At 42.7% G+C, this 20069-nt stretch carries 14 protein-coding genes; 12 read left to right on the forward strand and 2 right to left on the reverse strand.

Annotation, left to right across the window (positions count from 1 at the left end; genetic code table 11):
• Positions 1-6: 6 nt before the first annotated feature.
• Positions 7-873: a D-amino-acid transaminase gene (gene dat, locus B9L23_RS03880; protein ID WP_062753894.1), complete on the reverse strand. Its 867-nt coding sequence runs from the start codon at positions 871-873 to the stop codon at positions 7-9.
• 333 nt (positions 874-1206) lie between these two features.
• Here dat and B9L23_RS03885 point away from each other — a divergent pair, with 333 nt between their 5' ends.
• Both B9L23_RS03885 and B9L23_RS03890 read left to right on the forward strand, forming a co-directional pair.
• Positions 1207-1926 (forward strand): AzlC family ABC transporter permease, encoded by a 720-nt coding sequence (locus tag B9L23_RS03885; RefSeq protein ID WP_081188632.1) that lies wholly within the window; start codon positions 1207-1209, stop codon positions 1924-1926.
• Positions 1919-2224: an AzlD domain-containing protein gene (locus B9L23_RS03890; RefSeq protein ID WP_062753883.1), complete on the forward strand. Its 306-nt coding sequence runs from the start codon at positions 1919-1921 to the stop codon at positions 2222-2224. Before B9L23_RS03885 ends, B9L23_RS03890 begins: the two co-directional genes overlap by 8 nt.
• 269 nt (positions 2225-2493) lie before the next feature.
• On the opposite strand, the gene B9L23_RS03895 is transcribed toward B9L23_RS03890, so the two are convergent.
• Positions 2494-3084: an SCO family protein gene (locus B9L23_RS03895; protein ID WP_041269821.1), complete on the reverse strand. Its 591-nt coding sequence runs from the start codon at positions 3082-3084 to the stop codon at positions 2494-2496.
• An 84-nt stretch (positions 3085-3168) separates the two neighbouring features.
• On the opposite strand from B9L23_RS03895, the gene B9L23_RS03900 reads away from it, so the two are divergent.
• The 10 genes from B9L23_RS03900 to B9L23_RS03945 all read left to right on the forward strand — a co-directional run bounded on the left by B9L23_RS03900 (position 3169) and on the right by B9L23_RS03945 (position 20020).
• Positions 3169-3855 carry a M48 family metalloprotease gene (locus B9L23_RS03900; RefSeq protein WP_089096908.1) on the forward strand — a complete coding sequence of 229 codons (687 nt, stop codon included), beginning with the start codon at positions 3169-3171 and terminating at the stop codon, positions 3853-3855.
• 111 nt (positions 3856-3966) lie between these two features.
• On the forward strand, positions 3967-5253 hold the full coding sequence (gene aceA, locus B9L23_RS03905) for an isocitrate lyase (RefSeq protein WP_012749360.1): 1287 nt from the start codon (positions 3967-3969) through the stop codon (positions 5251-5253).
• Positions 5254-5511: 258 nt separating this feature from the next.
• The gene (locus B9L23_RS03910) at positions 5512-5718 is read left to right on the forward strand and encodes a hypothetical protein (RefSeq protein ID WP_089096909.1); all 207 of its coding nucleotides are present in this window, start codon (positions 5512-5514) and stop codon (positions 5716-5718) included.
• A gap of 218 nt (positions 5719-5936) precedes the next feature.
• On the forward strand, positions 5937-6479 hold the full coding sequence (locus B9L23_RS03915) for a competence protein ComK (RefSeq protein ID WP_081188630.1): 543 nt from the start codon (positions 5937-5939) through the stop codon (positions 6477-6479).
• A 218-nt stretch (positions 6480-6697) separates the two neighbouring features.
• Entirely contained in the window at positions 6698-7318 is a 621-nt protein-coding gene (locus tag B9L23_RS03920; protein ID WP_012749363.1) for a TVP38/TMEM64 family protein, read from the forward strand.
• A 20-nt stretch (positions 7319-7338) separates the two neighbouring features.
• Positions 7339-7887 carry a signal peptidase I gene (lepB, locus tag B9L23_RS03925; RefSeq protein WP_041269824.1) on the forward strand — a complete coding sequence of 183 codons (549 nt, stop codon included), beginning with the start codon at positions 7339-7341 and terminating at the stop codon, positions 7885-7887.
• Positions 7888-8185: 298 nt separating this feature from the next.
• Positions 8186-11686: a helicase-exonuclease AddAB subunit AddB gene (gene addB / locus B9L23_RS03930; protein WP_281255465.1), complete on the forward strand. Its 3501-nt coding sequence runs from the start codon at positions 8186-8188 to the stop codon at positions 11684-11686.
• Position 11687: 1 nt separating this feature from the next.
• Positions 11688-15422 (forward strand): helicase-exonuclease AddAB subunit AddA, encoded by a 3735-nt coding sequence (gene addA / locus B9L23_RS03935; RefSeq protein ID WP_089096911.1) that lies wholly within the window; start codon positions 11688-11690, stop codon positions 15420-15422.
• A gap of 69 nt (positions 15423-15491) precedes the next feature.
• Positions 15492-16673 (forward strand): exonuclease SbcCD subunit D, encoded by a 1182-nt coding sequence (locus tag B9L23_RS03940; protein WP_081188627.1) that lies wholly within the window; start codon positions 15492-15494, stop codon positions 16671-16673.
• Positions 16670-20020: an SbcC/MukB-like Walker B domain-containing protein gene (locus B9L23_RS03945; protein ID WP_089096912.1), complete on the forward strand. Its 3351-nt coding sequence runs from the start codon at positions 16670-16672 to the stop codon at positions 20018-20020. Before B9L23_RS03940 ends, B9L23_RS03945 begins: the two co-directional genes overlap by 4 nt.
• Positions 20021-20069: the final 49 nt, after the last annotated feature.

Genomic DNA, 20069 nt, shown 5'->3' on the forward strand with positions numbered 1-20069 from the left:
GCTTTGTTATTTTGCGTTTTTGACAGCAAGCCCCGCCGCTTTTTCATATGCCGCTTGAAGTTTTCTTGTAACCTCTCCTGGCTTCCCGTCGGCAATGAGTTGCTCTTCGACTTGGATGATTGGAATAATGCTTGATGTGGTGCTTGTTAAAAACATTTCATCCGCTTGGGCAATATCTTCGATGGAAAACGCTTCTTCGACGAATGGAATGTGAAATAAATCGCAAAATTCTTTCACTTTCATGCGGATAATGCCGTTTAAAATGCGCTCTGTCGCTGGGTGGGTGTAAACTTTTCCGTCTTTGACAAGGAAAATGTTTGAGGAGCTGCCTTCGGTAATATCTCCGTCTCGGTAAAAGATTGCCTCAAACGCCCCGCGTTCCGTTGCTTCTTGTTTTGCCAGCACGTTCGGTAGAAGATTTAAACTCTTAATATAGCAATATTCCCAGCGGACATCTCTTGTTAAAATCGTACGCACTCCATTTTCGATTTCTCGTATTTTTCTTGGCATTTCCCGAATATAGGCGTACAAATTCGGACGATTCTCGGCCGGAAACGCGTGGTTGCGTGGGAAGCTCCCTCTTGTCACCTGAAGATAGAGAATCGCGTCTTCTTTCACATTGTTCATTTCCCGCAGCAGTTCCAGCTTTTCCATCAGCACATCTTTGTCAAAAGGAACAGAAAGGCGAATCGCCGCCGCAGAACGGTATAGGCGGTCGATATGCTCCTCAAGCAAAAAATACGTTCCTTGATAGATGCGCGCGACTTCATAAACCCCATCGCCAAACTGCAGCCCCCGTTCTTCCATTGGATAGGTTACTTCATGACGGGGAAGAAATTGTTTTTCCGTTAGTACGTACAGCTTTAACGTCATCGGTTCCAGCTCCTTTTTTCAGAAGTGTGAAAATTCAATTTATTATCAGTATATCACGAACAAAAAAGAGCAGCTTATAGCAATTCTTTTTTTCTACTAAGGTGATACCCATCTTCATCAATATGTCCCCTATAAAACATTGCTGGAATATAGAAAGACATGCCGCCGTTTTGATTGATGCTTTTTCGTTATTTAACAAGAGATTGGGAATCTGTGAAGGAGAGATCGCAGTTCTAATATATCCCCATCGAATCATGATGAACTGATTATTGCAAAAAATAAACAATTTTTAGATAATATTACGTAAAGCTAGACAGAAACGGGGGATTCATCGTGGAAACGACATTGGCAGCGGGAAAATCATCGCCGTTTCGCCAAGGCGTGCAAGCAGGGGTGACGATTGCGATTGGCTATATGCCGATTGCGCTGATGTTTGGGTTTCTCGCGAAAACAACGGGATTAACGCCCGCGGAAACGGTGCTGATGAGCGTTATTGTGTTTGCTGGAGCTTCCCAGTACATTGCGTTAAACTTGCTTTCCATTGGCACGGGAATGTTTGAAATTGTGTTGACAACGTTTATTTTAAACATTCGCCATTTTCTTATGTCGGCTTCGTTAAATGAAAAAGCGGAACCGGACGTTCTTTGGAAAAAGGCGCTCTATGCATTTGGCATTACGGACGAAACGTTTTCCGTGGCGGCGATGAAAGAAGGGACCGTGACCGCCTCTTATATGTTTGGACTTATTTTGATGTCATACGGCAGCTGGGTGGTGAATTCGGGCATCGGTTATCTTGTCGGCGACAGCTTGCCGCAAAGCTTGCAAAAAAGCATGTCGGTCGCTCTATATGCGATGTTTATCGGTTTGCTCGTTCCAGCGTTGAAAAAGCAGCGAAAAATCATTTTGCTTGCGGGAATGGCCGCAGTCATCAATTCGCTATGCATGCTTCTCTTGCATATTTCCAAAGGGTGGTCAATTGTGATTGCGACATTAGCGTCAGCAATTGCCGTGCAATGTTTCGCGAAAGAAAGTGAGGCGGAACAAGATGAATAGCGCGATCGTTTGGATGATTATCGGTATGGGGCTTGTGACATATATTCCGCGTATGCTTCCGCTTGTCGTGTTTCAGCGCGTCAAGCTGCCGCTGTTTTGGCAAGGTGTCTTGAAAAACGTTCCGTATGCGACGTTAGGTGCGCTTATCGTTCCAGGAATCTTTTTCATCCATGAAGATATTTGGTTTGGCATTCTTGGCTTTATAAGCGCATTTGTGGCGGCATGGCTCGGCGCGAACGTTATCATTGTCGTTCTCGTATCTGTGGCGGTGTTGAGCGTTTATGCGCTGCTTGCATAAATGGTCAATAGAATGATGAACGCAGTAAAAAGGTAAGCCAAACATATTTCTGTTCCTAATATGTGCTTACCTTTTTTATTGCTAAAATGGAAAGGTAGATGGAGTAGGAGTGGCGGCAACAGAATAAGAGTGCTTCGGTTGACACTCATATGTTGATAAAAGCAGAGAGCGCAGGAAACAAGCAATCGTCTTGTGAACAGTTTGATATATAAAATAAAAAGCTTCAGCTCATCACAAGACTGAAGCTTTTTACTAGGATGTTCCTTGTTTTATTTTATTTCGTCCATAATCGTCTCATAAACTTCCTGTACGTTAAATCGTTCTTTTCCCATGCCAAATTGTTCAATAACGCGCCCGTTTTCATCTAATAAGTAGGTTAACGTCGTATGGACAAGCATGCCGTTTCCAGGGTCGCGATATTGGAAATCAAAAGCATCGGCGACTTTTTTTGTATCTGCTTCATTTCCCCGCAAAAACAGCCAGCCTTCATTGCCGTTGGTGACTCCGTACGATTTCGCATATGCTTGCAGCTTTTCCGGAGTATCCCGCTTCGGATCGATGGTAATCGTAATAAACTCGACATTTTTCCCAAACACGTGCTCTTTTTCTAGTTTTGCGCGTAATTTTGTCATTTGAAATGTCGTATTTGGACAAACGTCCGGGCAATTTGTATACATAAATTCAAGCAAGCGAACTTTCGGTTTCATATCACTAAAACGATATTCATCCCCCCATGCTGTTTCCATTACAACATCGCTAGGCAGTTCCATCTTTGCCTGCCGATATACGGTGAAATAAAATGCTCCGGCACCAACACAAAGAATAAACAAGATGGTTAGCGATAAATACAATTTTTTCACCATTATCACTCTCCTATGTTTATCATACAGGAAAATAGTCATTTATACGGATGATATTTGTGACAGTTCTTTGGCGTTCTAATTATGGCGAAGTTGATTACACTAAAAATAGCAGTGTTGGTTACTAAAAAGGAGGTTGCAAGTAATGAAAAAGTCGTTCGTTGGATACTCTTCGTTTATGTGCTGTATGGAATAGGAATGGCATGGTATTTATTTGTTGCTGATACATCGATTCCGCCAGAGTGGAAAGGAACGAGCGCCGATCCGTCGACATTTTTAACATCAAGAGAGCAAATGTTAAGCGAAGAATATTCGAGGTGGAAGGATCTTTTATTTTTTCTCGCCGTTCCGTACGAATGGCTAATTTATTTTTGTCTCTTGTCGCTCGGTGTTGCTAAAGCGTTGCAAACGTGGGTGGAGCGAGCAACAAAGTGGTTTACGCTTCGATCCGTCCTATATGTATTTTGGTTATCCCTCATTGTGGCGGCATTTTCGCTTCCTCTAAATTTTGTCGGCTATCATCTTTCCCGCGCATATGGCATTAGCACGCAATCGGTATCAAGTTGGTTGAAGGATGAGCTGACCAATTTTTTTGTTGATACGGTGCTGTTTATGTTGATTGCAACAGTATTGTATTGGCTCCTTCGCCGCTTTGAAAGGCGCTGGTGGCTGTATGCGTGGGTGTTATGCGTGCCATTTATGATTTTTTTATGTTCATTCAGCCGGTTTACGGAAAAAACAGTGACAAAGCAAAAAAGATTTCCTTTTTGAAATTCTTTTTAAAAAATTTAAAAAAAACTGTTTTCTTTTTTGTGATTCTGTTATATAATAACAACGTACAAAACGATAATGTATTATAACAATAGAGATGGGGGAAGAGAAATGGCTAGTTTTGAAGAACGTGTAAAACAATTGGAAGAAAGTTGGAAAAATGAGGAGCGTTGGAAAGGGATTGTTCGTCCTTATAGCGCAGAAGATGTCATTAAATTGCGCGGCTCGATTGATATTGAATATACATTAGCTCGTCGCGGAGCAGAGAAACTTTGGAAATTGCTAAATACGGAAGATTACATCAATGCCCTTGGGGCGTTAACTGGAAACCAAGCAGTTCAGCAAGTGAAAGCCGGTTTAAAAGCGATTTATTTAAGCGGATGGCAAGTAGCGGCAGATGCAAACCTTGCAGGGCAAATGTATCCAGACCAAAGCTTATATCCGTCCAATAGCGTACCTCATGTGGTGAAACGGATTAATCAAGCATTGCAACGTGCCGATCAAATTCAATATTTGGAACAAAGCGGAGATATCGATTATTTCGTACCGATTGTTGCTGACGCAGAAGCAGGTTTTGGTGGTCAATTAAATGTGTTTGAATTGATGAAAGCGATGATTGAAGCAGGTGCAGCAGGTGTTCACTTCGAAGACCAGCTTTCTTCGGAGAAAAAATGCGGTCACTTAGGCGGAAAAGTGTTGCTTCCAACGCAAACAGCGGTACGTAACCTAATTGCGGCACGTCTTGCAGCAGATGTCATGGGTGTACCGACTGTGTTGATTGCACGTACAGATGCGAATGCGGCGGATTTAATTACGAGCGATATCGACCCTCGTGACCAAGAATTTATTACTGGTGAACGGACACCGGAAGGATTTTACCGCACGAGAGCAGGGCTTGACCAAGCGATTGCTCGCGGCTTAGCGTATGCGCCGTATGCGGATTTAATCTGGTGCGAAACAAGCGAGCCAAACTTAGAAGAAGCGCGTCGTTTCGCAGAAGCGATTCATGAAAAATTCCCAGGCAAAATGCTCGCTTACAACTGCTCGCCATCATTTAACTGGAAGAAAAAATTGGATGACGAAACGATTGCAAACTTCCAAAAAGAACTCGCAAAAATGGGCTACAAATTCCAATTCGTTACACTCGCTGGTTTCCATACATTAAACTACAGCATGTTCGAATTGGCACGCGGATACAAAGAGCGCGGCATGGCGGCATATGCAGAATTGCAACAAGCAGAATTTGCAGCAGAAAAATATGGCTACACGGCAACAAGACATCAACGCGAAGTGGGTACTGGTTACTTCGATGAAGTAGCGCAAGTGATTTCCGGCGGTCAATCATCGACAGTTGCGTTGAAAGGTTCGACAGAAGAAGAACAATTTACGACAGCATAAGGGAAAAATGGGGGATTTCATATAGAAGAAACAAGGGCATGCTTGACATAAGCGTGCCCTTTTGTTATCGAGTGATATATAGAAATGATAAAATTAGACAAGAAAGTATACATATTCCTGTAAAAATATGCTAGAGAATCATATGATCGCTTTTTATGGTTGCCTTCCCAATGAAATATTACAAAATAACAACATGCCTTCTAGTTTTGTATAATTTGGAAATACTAACACATCCTAAACATGGGAGGCGATTATCATATGCAAAAGGAAAATGAAAAAAGAGAAATGCCATTTGAGTCAACGTTGCATCCAGAGTTTCGCATAAGTACAGATTTTCATTTTCAGCAGGCATTTTTGAATGAGGAAACATATGCTGGAGGTTCGATTGGCGAGCATACAGCTATTGAACAAGCAAATGAATATTTAGCGGAAGAAGAAATTCGGCAAACATTTCATAATTCATGAACCTCTTCCGCTTTCATTCCATTAATAAGTGGAAGAGTTCGCGAGAGATTAGCCATTCTAAAAACACCTTTCTCCCATGACTTTGGTCATGGGATTTATTATTTAACGTGATTTTCATCATAAAAATTGTTCATTATTTTTTGAAAATATAGAAAAATATAACTATTAATGATATGATGGAATTAGGTACAATGTATAAGAGAGGAGAGAAATTTGTAATGAAAGTAAATGAGTTTATCGTCCTGAATAAATTTATTATTAGCCGCTATACCATGGCGGTTTTACCGCATCACTTACATGGTAATTTCTACGCAAAAGTTGTGGAAGAAGATGGCGAGTATATTGTTAAAATGAGGCCAATTGATATTATTAAACGCAGCTGCGACTATTATGGTTCTAGTTTTCGAGGCAGAAAAGAAGGCACCCGAGCTGTCATCGGCATTACGCATAAAGCGCCGATCGCAATCGAACCGCTCAACGAAATTTATGTTTTCCCAACGATTTCCCCTAGTGATCCCCGCTGTGTTTGGCTATCACACATTCACGTATATAAATATGAGCCCACAAAAAATGATCAAACAATCGTCTATTTTACCAACGAAAAAAGTATTTTACTTGATGTTTCCTACCACTCTTTTGTCAATCAACTTTATCGTACGGCACAGCTCAGAACGAAACTAACAGAGCGAATGGAAGCAAGAGAACGTAAACTGCAGTATGTGTTTCGGATGAATCATTCTAAAGGGTGGTTGCAGCAATAGTTTTTTAAAAAGCCGAAAAATCTCCCACTTCAGCGGATTTTCTTCATCGCAAGTAAGTGGGAGAAAAACGGCTCTTGCAGCTGTTATTTTTTCATTACTATTATTACTATTTAATCATTTTCCATTGTTTTGATCATTCATATCCATAAAGATTAGTTCAAATTCCCCTTAGAAGTGTGTAAAATAAATATATAGCATAATATGAATGGGGAGTATAAATGGACATCGAAGCAATCAAACAATGGTTTACCCTTGACAACGCACTATCCATGCTGGAGCAGTATCGCTCCTTTGGAGTGTTCCCAGGAATTGCAGCAACGTTGTTGGAATCGTTTTTTCCTGTTTTACCAATGTTTGTTTTCGTTATGGCAAATGCGGCAGCATTTGGTTTGTGGAAAGGTTTCCTTATTTCGTGGATCGGCGCCTGTCTCGGTTCCATTCTCGTTTTTTGGCTTACACGAAAAATTGGACAAAAGCGTTTTTTTCGTTTTGTAAGCCGCCATCGAAAAGTCAGGCAGTTTATGCACTGGATTGAGCGTCATGGTTTTGGCCCAGTGTTTTTAATATATTGTTTTCCGTTTACTCCATCAGCGGTCGTCAATGTTGTTGCAGGGTTGTCCCGGATAAGCCAGCAGCAATTTATTTTAGCCGTATTATTGGGAAAGATGGTAATGATTTTTACAATTAGTTTTATTGGATATGATATTGCCGCGCTTGTGAAACAGCCGTTGCGTACAGTCGCGATAGCGGTTGTTATCGCAATGTTATGGTATGCTGGAAAGAAAGTGGAAGCGAAGTTTTCGATAACTGAAAAACGGTATAATGAGGGAGATGGATAATGGCAGGTGGCGATTGGAACATGGGGGAGAAGAGACGGCGGTGGCGCAGGTCATTTCTTTTCGGAGGTGCACTCACTTTTATTTTGGTATTACGGTTTCTTTGCTTCACCAACTATATGGTGGAGGGGAAATCGATGATGCCGACATTGCAAGAAGGAAATTTGTTGATAGTAAATAAACTAAGTTATCAAATTGGCGATATTCATCGGTTTGATGTTGTCGTCTTTCATGCGAACGAAAAGGAAGATTACGTAAAACGCGTGATCGGACTGCCTGGTGATCAAATTGAATATAAAAATGATGTGCTATATATTAACGGAAAAAAAACCAATGAACCGTATTTACAACCGTATAAACAAAAATTGATTGGCGGAAAGTTGACGGGAGATTTTACGCTGGAAGAACTTACAGGGAAAAAGAGAGTGCCGGAAGGATATATTTTTGTCCTTGGCGATAACCGGTTAAGCAGCTGGGACAGCCGGCATTTCGGATTCGTGAAAATAAGTCAAGTAGTAGGAAAAGTTGATTTGCGCTATTGGCCTGTTCAACAATTTTCTGTCCGATTTTGATATAGTTTAAAAATTTTGTTTGGAGTGGAAATGAATTTCTATTTGCGGCAGTAAACGCATGGCTATAAAATGATAGAAGAACGGACGCCTTTGGAACGAGGGGAAGTGTAAAACGGTTTTTTAGTTTATCGCTTGGCGAAAACTTCAAATCGCTTGAGTTCAAACGAAGTGAAGTGGCGGGTAGTTCGCGTAAAAGGTATTCATCGATGCGGTATAGCTCGTGAATACTATTTTTTCTTCCAGAATACGAACATATGTGCTAAAATGAAGAAAATAATAGAAAATGAAGGTGATATCGATGTCGCTTCGATTTCTTTTAGGAAGATCGGGAAGTGGAAAAACAACAACGTGCTTAAATGAAATTCGTCGTAAATTAAAAGAAGAGCCAAAAGGGAATCCGATTATTTATCTTGTTCCAGAGCAAATGACGTTTCAATCAGAATATGCGTTAATACATACACCAGGATTAGGCGGAATGATCCGGGCGCAAGTTTTTAGCTTTACACGGTTAGCATGGCGTATTTTGCAGGAAACTGGCGGAATGAGTCGATACCATGTGAATGATATCGGAATGCAGATGATGATTCGAAAAATTGTCGAACAAAAGAAACAACAATTGAAATTATTTGGCCGCGCCGTTGATAAAACAGGCTTTATCAAACAGCTTCACGACATGATTACAGAATGTAAACGTTATTGTGTTACCCCACAGCATCTTCGCGAACATGTAAAAGCGATGACGGAACAAGGAAAAAAGCCGGCTGAAAAGGTGTTAGCCGATAAATTAAACGATATATCCATCATTTATGAGGAACTAGAGAGAAGTTTATTGAACCATTACATAGATTCGGAGGATTATTTGCGGTTGCTTTCCGAAAAAATCCCGCAATCCCGCTATTTGCGTAATGCAGAAATCTATATTGATGGGTTTCACCAATTTACACCACAGGAGTATATGGTGCTTGAACAGCTGCTTATTCATTGTAAACGTGTTACTGTGGCATTAACAGTAGATGCGCCTTACGATGACCGATTGCCAAATGAATTGCATTTATTTTATTTAACGGCAAAAACTTATCATGATATTCGCCAAATGGCGCTCTTAAATGATGTTGCCATCGAAGAAACCATGATTTTAGATAGAAATATGCGCCATCAAGAAAAAGCGCTTGCTCATCTTGAAGCGTATTATCATGAGCGCCCCGCGGTTGTCTATTCAGAAGAGACAGAGGTGGTTAATGTGTATGAAGCGGCAAACCGCCGCGCGGAAATCGAAGCGATTGCTCGAGAAATCGTTCATCTTGTGCGTGATAAAGGATATCGTTATCGTGATATTGCTTTGATTGTTCGCAATACGGAAGATTATCGCGATTTAGTGAAAACCATTTTTTATGATTTTCATATTCCTTATTTTATGGATGAAAAAGAGCCGATGCATCATCACCCGCTTATTGAATTGCTGCGGGCCAGCATGGAAATTATTACATCGCGCTGGCGTTATGAATCGGTATTTCGCGCCATTAAAACCGATTTATTATTTCCAGTGGAAGAAGATATCGTTGCGTTGCGAGAAGCGATGGACCAGCTAGAAAATTATGTTCTCGCATACGGAATTAAAGGAGAAAAATGGACAAATGGTGAACGTTGGACATACCGCCGCTACCAGGCATTAGAAGGATTATCCATCCCGCAAACAGATGAGGAAAAGCAATACGAAGAAAAGTTAAACGAATGGCGTGATATAATTGCAGCTCCGCTCTCTAAGCTAGAGCGCCGAATGCGTAGAGCGAAAGATGGAAAAAGCCTTTGTGAAGCGATTTATTTATTCTTAGAAGAATTGCAAATTCCTAGAAAACTAGAAAAAATGAGCAAAGAAGCGGAAGAACAAGGCAGGTTGATGGAAGCAAGACAGCATGAGCAAGTATGGAATGCGGTGATTGATTTATTAAACCAATATGTAGAAATGTTAGGAGATGAATCGATACCGGTAGCAGAGTTTGCGAAAATCATCGAAACAGGGCTTGACCGTCTCGAATTTTCGCTTGTTCCACCCGCGATGGACCAAGTGATTATTGCCCAATTAGACCGTTCTCGTCTTATTGATGTAAAATGCGCGTTTATTATTGGCGTAAATGAAGGTATCATTCCGGCGAAAGCAAAAGAAGACGGATTGCTGGCGGAAACGGAACGGGAACTTTTACAGCAGTTTGGAACGAGAGTTGCTCCAGGAGGAAGAGAACAATTATTTTATGAACCGTTTTTCATTTATTTAGCATTAACGAGTCCAAGCGAGCGGCTATATGTGACCTATCCGCTGGCAAATGAAGAAGGAAAAGCGCTCTCTCCTTCGATCATTATTAAGCATCTTACTGATTTATTCCCGAATTTGCAAAAGCGTGTCTGCGGAAATGATCCGCTTGATGCGCCGTTTGCGGAACAACATGAATTTGTCACTGTTCCGCGTGCGACGTTAACATATCTTGTAACACAACTGCAAGCATGGAAACGGAATTACTCGATTGCGCCGCTTTGGTGGGATGTATATAACTTTTACGTAAGTGATCAACAATGGAGAAGTCACGCGCGCAAAGCGATTGCAGGGGTATTTTATACGAATGAGGCAACGCCGTTGAAAAAAGAAATTAGCAAGCGATTGTACGGCAAAAAAATTCAGGCGAGCGTATCGCGCATGGAGCAATTTCAAAAATGCCCGTTTTCCCATTTTGTTTCCCATGGCTTACGGTTAAAGGAACGGGCTGTTTTTCGGCTCGATGCTCCTGACATTGGACAACTATTTCACTCTGCGCTGAAAATTATTTCCGACCGCCTTCGCGAAGCAAAAATTGATTGGCGCCATTTGTCCAAACAGCAGTGTGAGCAGCTGTCAATGGAAGCGGTGGAACAAATCGCACCGCTCATTCAGCAGCAAATATTGCTTAGTTCCAATCGCTACTATTATATGAAACGAAAGCTGCAAAACGTTATTGCGCGGACAACGAATGTATTAAGTGAGCACGCGAAAGCAAGCAGTTTTGTGCCGATTGGCCTTGAGTTGGAGTTTGGACCAAATGGCGTGCTTCCACCGCTTACGTTCCGGCTTCCGGACGGTACGGTGATGGAGCTTGTCGGACGAATTGACCGCGTTGATAAAGCGGAAAGTTCAAGGGGAGTGCTATTGCGCGTCATTGACTATAAATCTAGCGCCAAAACGCTGAATTTAACGGAAGTATATTACGGCCTTGCGCTGCAAATGCTCACTTACTTGGACATTGTGCTCACTTATGCAGAACAGCTAGTCGGCAAGGAAGCTTTTCCGGCCGGGATTCTTTATTTCCATGTGCACAATCCAATTATTAAAAGCGATCAGCTCCTTTATGATGAAAAAGAAGTGGAACGAAAACTGTTGGAACAATTTAAAATGCGCGGGCTTTTGCTCGGGGATGTGGAAGCAATCCGCTTGATGGACACGCAAATGGAGGAAGGAAAATGGTCGTTAATCGTTCCAGCCCAAATTACGAAAAAAGGCGCTATTCATTCCAGCTCATCGGTGGTCAGTGAAGAAGATTTTTCGCGTCTTCGCCAACATATCCGCCAGCTGTTTCAAACCATTGGCATTCAAATCGTCGACGGAATCGTCGACATTTCGCCATACAAGTTAAATGAACAGACGCCTTGCGAGTTTTGTGCATTTAAGTCGGTTTGTCAGTTTGATGAATCGTTTTCAAATAATCGCTATCGCTTGTTAGTTCCGGAAGAAAACCGCGAAATTGTTCAAAAATTTTCAGAAGGGAAGGACTGAAATGAATATCGTTTTTCGTCCGAAACCGAAGGAAAGTCAGTGGACGGATGAACAATGGAAGGCTATTGTTGCGGATGGCCAAGACATTTTAGTGGCAGCGGCGGCAGGATCAGGGAAAACAGCGGTGCTTGTCGAACGGATTATCCAAAAAATTACGGCGAAAGAAGACCCGATTGATGTCGACCGGCTTCTTGTTGTGACGTTTACCAACGCTTCTGCGGCCGAAATGAAAACGAGAATTGCCGAGGCGATCGAACGCGAGCTGGATAAACAGCCAAACTCGCTCCATTTGCGCAGACAGCTTAGTTTGTTGAATCGCGCTTCGATTTCAACAATTCACTCCTTTTGTTTGGACGTTATTCGCAAATATTACTATTTGATCGATATTGATCCCGTATTTCGCATTGCTGATGATACGGAAATGGAATTGCTGAAAGAAGAAGTGATGGAAGAACTCTTGGAAGAAGAGTACGGAAAAGCCGATAACGAGCTGTTTTTCGAAGTGGTGGACCGTTATACAGGGGACCGGAGCGACGCTGAGCTGCAAGAAATGATTTTGGCTATCTATGAATTTTCCCGGTCGCATCCGGAACCGTATAGATGGCTTGACCAACTTGTTGCGATGTATGACATAGACGAGGATACTCCATTAACGCAGCTTCCGTATATTTCTTACTTAAGAAAATATGTAGAGATGGAATTGGCAGCGGCAAAACGCCTTATTGCAAGAGCTTTACAACTGGCTCATTTGCCTGGAGGGCCGTTGCCGCGAGCTGAAAATTATCGCGATGATTTGCAGCTTATCGCCCATTTAGAAGCATTGTTAGACCGCTCATGGGACGAGCTATATGAAGCGATGAAGTCGTTGTCGTTATCGCGTTTAAAATCGTGCCGCGGCGACGAATACGATCCGCAGCTCGTGGAAGAAGCAAAATCATTGCGCGATCAAGCGAAAAAGAAATTGGAATCGTTGCGGGACAATGTATTTTCTCTCCGCCCGACTACATGGCTTCGCCATATGCGGGAGATGAAACCGGTCGTTGAAACGATTGTTCGGTTAGTAAAACAATTTACGGAAATGTTTCAAGCACGCAAGCGTGAAAAAGGAATCGTCGATTTTTCGGATTTGGAGCATTATTGTTTGCAAATTTTGCGTCATCCAGATTCAACTGACGGACAATGGCTTCCGTCTGACGCTGCTTTGGATTATCGCGCTCAATTTGTTGAAGTGCTTGTTGACGAATATCAAGATACGAACATGGTGCAAGAAGCGATATTGCGGCTTGTGACAAAAGGAAATGAACATACCGGAAATTTATTTATGGTAGGTGACGTAAAACAATCAATTTATCGCTTTCGCTTGGCGGAGCCGATGTTATTTTTAAGCAAATATAAACGGTTTACGGCAGACGGTAAGCAATCGGGAATGAAAATTGACTTATCCAATAACTTTCGCAGCCGCGCGGAAATTTTGCATGGAACGAACTTTATTTTTAAACAAATTATGAGCGAAACAGTCGGGGAGATGGAATATGACGAAGCGGCGGAATTAAAATATGGCGCCGTTGACTATCCGGACAATGAGCAGGCAGTGCCGGAATTGATCATTATTGACCGAAATAGCAAAGACGACGAAGAAACCGGGGAGTTTGACACGAATGATCTAGCAGCAGCACAGCTAGAAGCGCGCATGATGGCAAAAAAAATAAAGGAAATCGTCTCCGAGCCGTTTCACGTTTACGATCGCAAAGCAAAACGAATGCGTCGCGCCATGTATCGAGACATCGTTATTCTTCTCCGTTCCATGACGGCCGCTCCGCAAATAATGGAAGAATTTCGCGCGCAAGGTATTCCGGTGTATGCGGATCTATCTTCTGGATATTTCCAAGCGACAGAAATATCTATCATGCTGTCACTATTAAAAGTGATCGATAATCCATATCAAGACATACCGCTTGCGTCGGTTTTGCGTTCTCCAATTGTCGGTTTGAATGAAAATGAATTAGCGCTTATTCGCATTCATGAGAAAAAAGGCACGTTTTATGAGGCGATGGTGTCATTTTTGACTAAAACGGTGGATGACAAAGAAGAAGCAGCGTTGCAACAAAAATTGCGCCTGTTTTACGAACAGCTAAAACATTGGCGGACAATGGCGCGTCAGCGTTCGTTGGCGGATATTATTTGGCAGCTATATCGGGATACGCAATTTTACGATTTTGTCGGTGGTTTGCCTGGCGGGAAACAACGACAAGCGAATTTGCGCGCGCTTTATGACCGAGCTCGGCAATATGAAACGACGTCATTTCGAGGATTGTTTCGCTTTTTACGGTTTATTGAACGCCTGCAAAATCGCGGAGATGATTTAGGTGCGGCCCGCTCCCTTGGCGAACAAGAAGATGTTGTTCGCATTATGACGATTCATAGCAGCAAAGGGCTTGAATTTCCAATCGTTTTTATTGCAGGGCTATCGCGTCCGTTTAATACGCGAGACTTATATGAATCGTATTTGCTTGATAAAGAACTCGGGTTTGCGGCGAGATTTGTAGATCCAAAGCTGCGCATCAGCTATCCGACATTGCCGCAAATCGCGATAAAACAGAAGAAACGGCTCGATTTTTTAGCGGAAGAAATGCGAATTTTATATGTTGCGTTAACAAGGGCAAAAGAGAAACTATATTTAATCGCAGCGGTGAAAGATGCGGAAAAAGAAGTAGCAAAATGGAAAAGCACTGCGATGGAAGAAGAGTGGCTTTTGCCGGATGATGTCCGTGCTTCTGCGCGTTGTTACTTAGATTGGATCGGAAGAGCGCTCATCCGCCATCGTGACGGGCGAAACTTCGGTGATTTGTCCTATGTATGTGAGAAAATCGCTTCCCATCCGTCTATTTGGCATATGGAAGTCATTCCGGCGAGCCAATTGTATGACGTGGATAAAGAAGCCGAGCAGATGGATGAGCAAATAATCACCGCGTTAAAACGAGGAGAGCGTGTTCCGAACGCGGGGGAATGGAAGGAAGAGGTTGATCGCCTTCTTTCGTGGGAATACGCATATGAAAAAGAAATGCTTGTCCGTGCGAAGCAAACGGTATCTGAGTTAAAACGACATCGTGAAATTTTTGGGGAAAATGCCGACCGAATGCCGCTTCATTCATTTTCCACACCGCTGTTTGAGCGTCCAATGTTTATGAGAGAGAAAACATTGACACCGGCAGAAAAAGGAACGGCAATGCATATTGTGATGCAGCAAGTCGATTTGACAGCACCAATTACGGAAGAGACGGTTCGTGAACAAATAGCCAAATTAGTTCAAATGGAGCTGCTAACACACGAACAGGCGGAAGCGATCGATATTTCGAGCGTTGTTGCGTTTTTCGACACAGAAATCGGCAAGCGCCTACGTGCCGCAGACGAAGTGTATCGTGAAGTGCCGTTTAGCTTGGCGCTGCCGGCAAAAGAAGTATATGAAGATGGTGTTGGCGAAGAAAGAAAAGTTCTTGTTCAAGGCGTCATTGATTGTTTATTTGCTGACGAAAAAGGACTTGTATTAATCGACTTTAAAACAGACACCGTAACTAATCGGTTCGCAGGAGGTTGGCATGAAGCAAAACAGGTGATAATATCCCGCTATAAAACACAAATGCAGTTATACCGTCGCGCTGTAGAACAAATTTGGAAAATCAATGTAGATGAATGTTATTTATATTTATTTGATGGCTCACATCTTATTTCCATATAGAAACTAGAAACGGAAAAGAGGATCTCCTCTTTTCCGAATACTTTCTAGAAAGAAAGGAACGGAAAGCGTATGCGCATTTTACATACAGCCGACTGGCATTTAGGAAGAACGCTGGAAGGAAGAAGCCGTCTGCCGGAACAGGAACAATTTATTGATGAGCTTGTCGACATCGTGGAAAAAGAAAAAATTGATGTCGTGTTAATGGCGGGAGATGTGTTTGATTCTGTTAATCCGCCGGCAGCAGCTGAACAATTGTTTTACGAAAGTCTTGCCCGCCTTTCAGATAAAGGAAAACGTCCGGTTGCTGTTATTGCCGGTAACCATGACCATCCGGAGCGGATTAGCGCTGCTAGGAAATTAGTAGCCGATTACGGCATCCTTTTGCTAGGGTGGCCGGATACGACCGTCTATCGCATTGAAGTGCCAGCGCGAAATGAAACGATGATGCTCGCTCCGCTCCCGTATCCTTCTGAATCGCGTTTAGCAGAATTGCTGTCCAAAGAACATTCCGAAATTTCTTTGCGTGACCGATACGACGAGCGCATTCGCCATCTATTTGCAGCGATGTCCGCTTCGTTTTCGGAAAAGACGGTAAACATCGCAATGAGCCATATTTATGTGGCGGGAGGAAGTACATCCGATTCGGAACGGCCGATTGAAGTCGGTGGTGCTTACACAGTAGCTGCTACTAGTTTGCCAAAACAAGCTCAATATGTCGCGCTTGGCCATTTGCATCGGCCGCAAGATGTAAAACGTGCTGAAACGGCGGCGCGTTACTCTGGTTCACCGCTTGCATATAGCTTTTCTGAAGCGGGATACGCTAAATCTGTTACGATTGTTGATGTAAAACCAAGGGAAAAAGCGATAGTTTCCGAAATACCGTTGTCCTCTGGCAAACCGTTAGTAAGGTGGCAAGCAACCGAAGGAATTGCCCAAGTATATCGCTGGTGTGAAGAAGGAAAAGATCCATCTGCATGGATTGATTTGGAAATTCACCTTTCACAGCCGTTATCCATGGAGGAAATTTATCGATTGCGCAAGCTTCATTCTGGTTTTGTGCATATCCGTCCTGTCTTTCCAGAAAAAGAAGAGCATATAGAGAATCGGAAGCAAGAGCAATTATCATTAGAAGAAATGTTCCGCCGTTTTTATGAGCGCCAGACAGGCGGCGGCAAGGCGGACGACGAGCTTGTCCGATTATTTTTAGAACTGGTGGCGGAACAGGAAGAAGAGGGGGAGACGGAAGAGTGAAGCCGATTTCATTAACGATAGCGGGTTTGCACAGTTTTCGCGAGAAACAAACGATTGATTTTCAATCATTATGCGAAGGTGGCGTCTTTGGCATTTTCGGCCCAACTGGAAGCGGGAAATCGACGATTTTAGACGCGATTACACTTGCGTTATTTGGCAGTGTGGAACGTGCGCCAAACCATACGCAAGGAATTATGAATCATGCGGAAAATGAACTGTTCGTTTCTTTTACGTTTGAATTAGAAAATGCCACATGCACGAAGCGATATACGGTAGAGCGCAGCTTTAAACGTAGCGATGAATGGCGGTTAAAAAGCGGAATATGCCGGCTTATCGAAGTTGGCGCAGAAACCGTTGTGTTGGCGGATAAGTTGACGGAAGTCAATAAAGCGATAGAGCAATTGCTTGGTTTAACGATGAAAGATTTTACGCGCGCCGTCGTGCTGCCGCAAGGGAAATTCGCCGAATTTTTATCATTGAAAGGCGCCGAACGACGGCAGATGCTACAGCGCCTTTTTCATTTGGAACCATATGGAGACAAGTTAAATAAAAAATTGAAAGAAAAACTCGCTGCCATTTCTAATGAATTAAATGAAGTGATCGCTGAGAAGACAGGTTTAGGAGATGCATCGGAAGAAGCGCTTGAACGCGCGAAACAAGAGTTAGGAACATTACAAGAGTTATTGCAAAAGCGAAAAGCAGAATTACATGATATGGAAGCAACGATGGAACGAACGAAACAGTTATGGGCATGGCAAAGGGAAAAAGAAGAACTTGAAGCCGAACTAGCGCGCCTTGCCAGTGAAGAATCACATATTCGCTTATTAGAGAATAGAAAAGAACGCGCGGAACAAGCGGAACGAATGTGGCCATATCTCGAACAGTATGAAGAAGCGCGCCGGTTTGTGATCAATGCAGAGGAGAAACAAAAGGAATTACAGAAAAAACTCGTACAAGCTAAAGAACTTTATGAAAAAGCGATGCATCGTTATGAACGTATTCGGCAAGAAAAGGCCGCTTCCGAACCTCATTTATTAGCAAAAAAAGAACAGCTCACCCAAGCAAAACAGTTAGCGGCTCAAATCCATGCGTTAGAAACAGAATTAAACGAAATGAGGAAACAAATTCATTTGCTAGAAGAAGAAGAACGGAAAAAGCTTGTCGAATGGCAGGAAGCAGCAAAGTTGTATGAACGCGGGCTGGAAAAACAACAAATGTTAAAGGCAGAGCTGCAAAAATATGCAGCTTCTATAGAGCAAAAGGAAGTGATTGAGCGGGCATACGATGAAAAACAGCAAATTGAAAGAATAACAGATGCGCTTCAAGATATTCAACAACGGCTGGCACAAAAACAAAAAGCGCAACAGCAGGCCAATAAGGAACGAGAAAAAAGAAGACAGCGCGCAGAGACGGCAAAAGAAAAATTGCACGTTTTGTTCCAAAAAATAGAGAAAGTCTATCATTCTGTCTGTGAGAGACAATGGCAGTTAGAAAAACGGTTGTATCGGTATGAACAACAGCTCGAGCAAGAACGCGAAAAAGCGGAGCAGGCGAAAACTGCAGAGATGGCAGCAATTCTTGCTAAACAACTTCGCCAAGGAGAACCATGTCCTGTCTGCGGGTCATGCGAACATCCGAATCCGTATGTATATGAGCACAATAATGTTAGCAGCGGGAAAATCGCTATATTGGAACAGCAGGTAAAACAAGGACAAACTTATATGCAAGTGTTGCACACATTAAAAGCACAGCTTGAACAATTGGCGCAATTTATTGGAAATGAGTGGACGTTCCAACGATTCGACGTAAGTAAATTAAAGGTTGAAGAAGATATCGATATTGCCGTGGAAGTGAAAGCACTTCAACAAGATTGTTTGCAATTAAAAGAAGCCCTTCAGCAGGCGCTGCAAAAGTGGCGTGATGCCGAATCGTCACAGCAAGCCATCGAGCAAGAATTAAGATTGCTAGAAAAAGATGTACAAGAATTACAAACGGAGCGGGAATATCGTTTCAATGAATACAATCAATTAGAAGCAAGCTGGCGTGAAAAATATACTGATTTTTCTTTTGATACGATCGAAGCGCTCCGCAACCAAATGCGAAAACATGAAGAAATCGTTCGGCAATTGCAAAAACGAATCGATGACAGCATTCCGTTTCTTGAAACTAAATTAAATGAAAAAGAGCGATTAGCCCAACAGCAGCGAGAGCTGGAAACGGAAAAAGTCCGCCTTGTTTCCTTGTGGAAGGCTAAACAACAACTGGCAGATGACTATAAACAGCAGTTAATGGAAAAAGCAGGTGGAAAGCAAGTAGAAGAGCAACTTCTTCAAGTGGAAAAACAGCTGCTTTACTTAAAAAAAGAAGAAGAAGAAGCATATCAAAGATGGCTGCAGGCACAAAAACAATACCAAGCTCTAGAAACGGAAGTAAAAGCGATACAGCAGTCGTTGGAAGAAGGAAAAGAACGGTACGAAGAAGCGAAATTGCGTTGGCTTAATGAATTGAAAAAAACAACATTTGCCGATGAAAACGAAGTGAAAGAAGCAAAGGCGGCAGAAGAATTACGCCTCGAGTGGGAACAGCAAATCAAACATTATTGGCAGAAAGTGCAACATGCCCAGCATCGTCTTCAGCAGCTGACCGAAGCGATCGGTGGGGAAATGATTGATCAACAACAATGGGAACAATTGCAGACTGTATATGAACAAATAAAACAACAAGTAGATGAAGCCATGCAGCAAGTGGGTGCCGCGCAAAACAAAGTGGAAGAATTAACGGAAAAACATAAACGGTTTACGGAATTAGAGAAAAAACAACAAGAGTTAGCCGCTCTTATGGATCGTTATAAACATTTGCAGTCGATTTTAAAGGGAAACAGCTTTGTCGAATTTATGGCGGAAGAACAACTCATTCAAGTGACAAGAATAGCTTCCGAGCGATTAAGTTCGTTGACAAGACAGCGCTATTCATTGGAAGTCGACTCACAAGGAGGGTTTCTCATTCGCGATGATGCCAATGGCGGGGTAAAGCGTCCAGTGACAACATTATCAGGAGGAGAAACGTTTTTAACATCATTATCGCTCGCATTGGCGTTATCAGCACAAATTCAATTGCGTGGGGAATATCCGCTTCAGTTTTTCTTCTTGGACGAAGGGTTTGGCACGCTTGATGCGGAACTTCTTGATACGGTTATTTCTGCACTGGAAAAGCTTCATTCGCAGCGGCTTTCTGTCGGGGTAATCAGTCATGTGCAAGAAATTCGCTCCCGCCTGCCGAAGCGGCTTATTGTTGAGCCGGCGGAACCGTCTGGGCGAGGAACAAGAGTTAGATTAGAAGTCATGTAACTTTTACTAATAAAAATGCAAAGCAGCCATTTCCTGAAAAGGAGTGGCT

This window comes from Parageobacillus galactosidasius (assembly GCF_002217735.1).
Classification (GTDB): Bacteria; Bacillota; Bacilli; order Bacillales; family Anoxybacillaceae; genus Parageobacillus_B; species Parageobacillus_B toebii.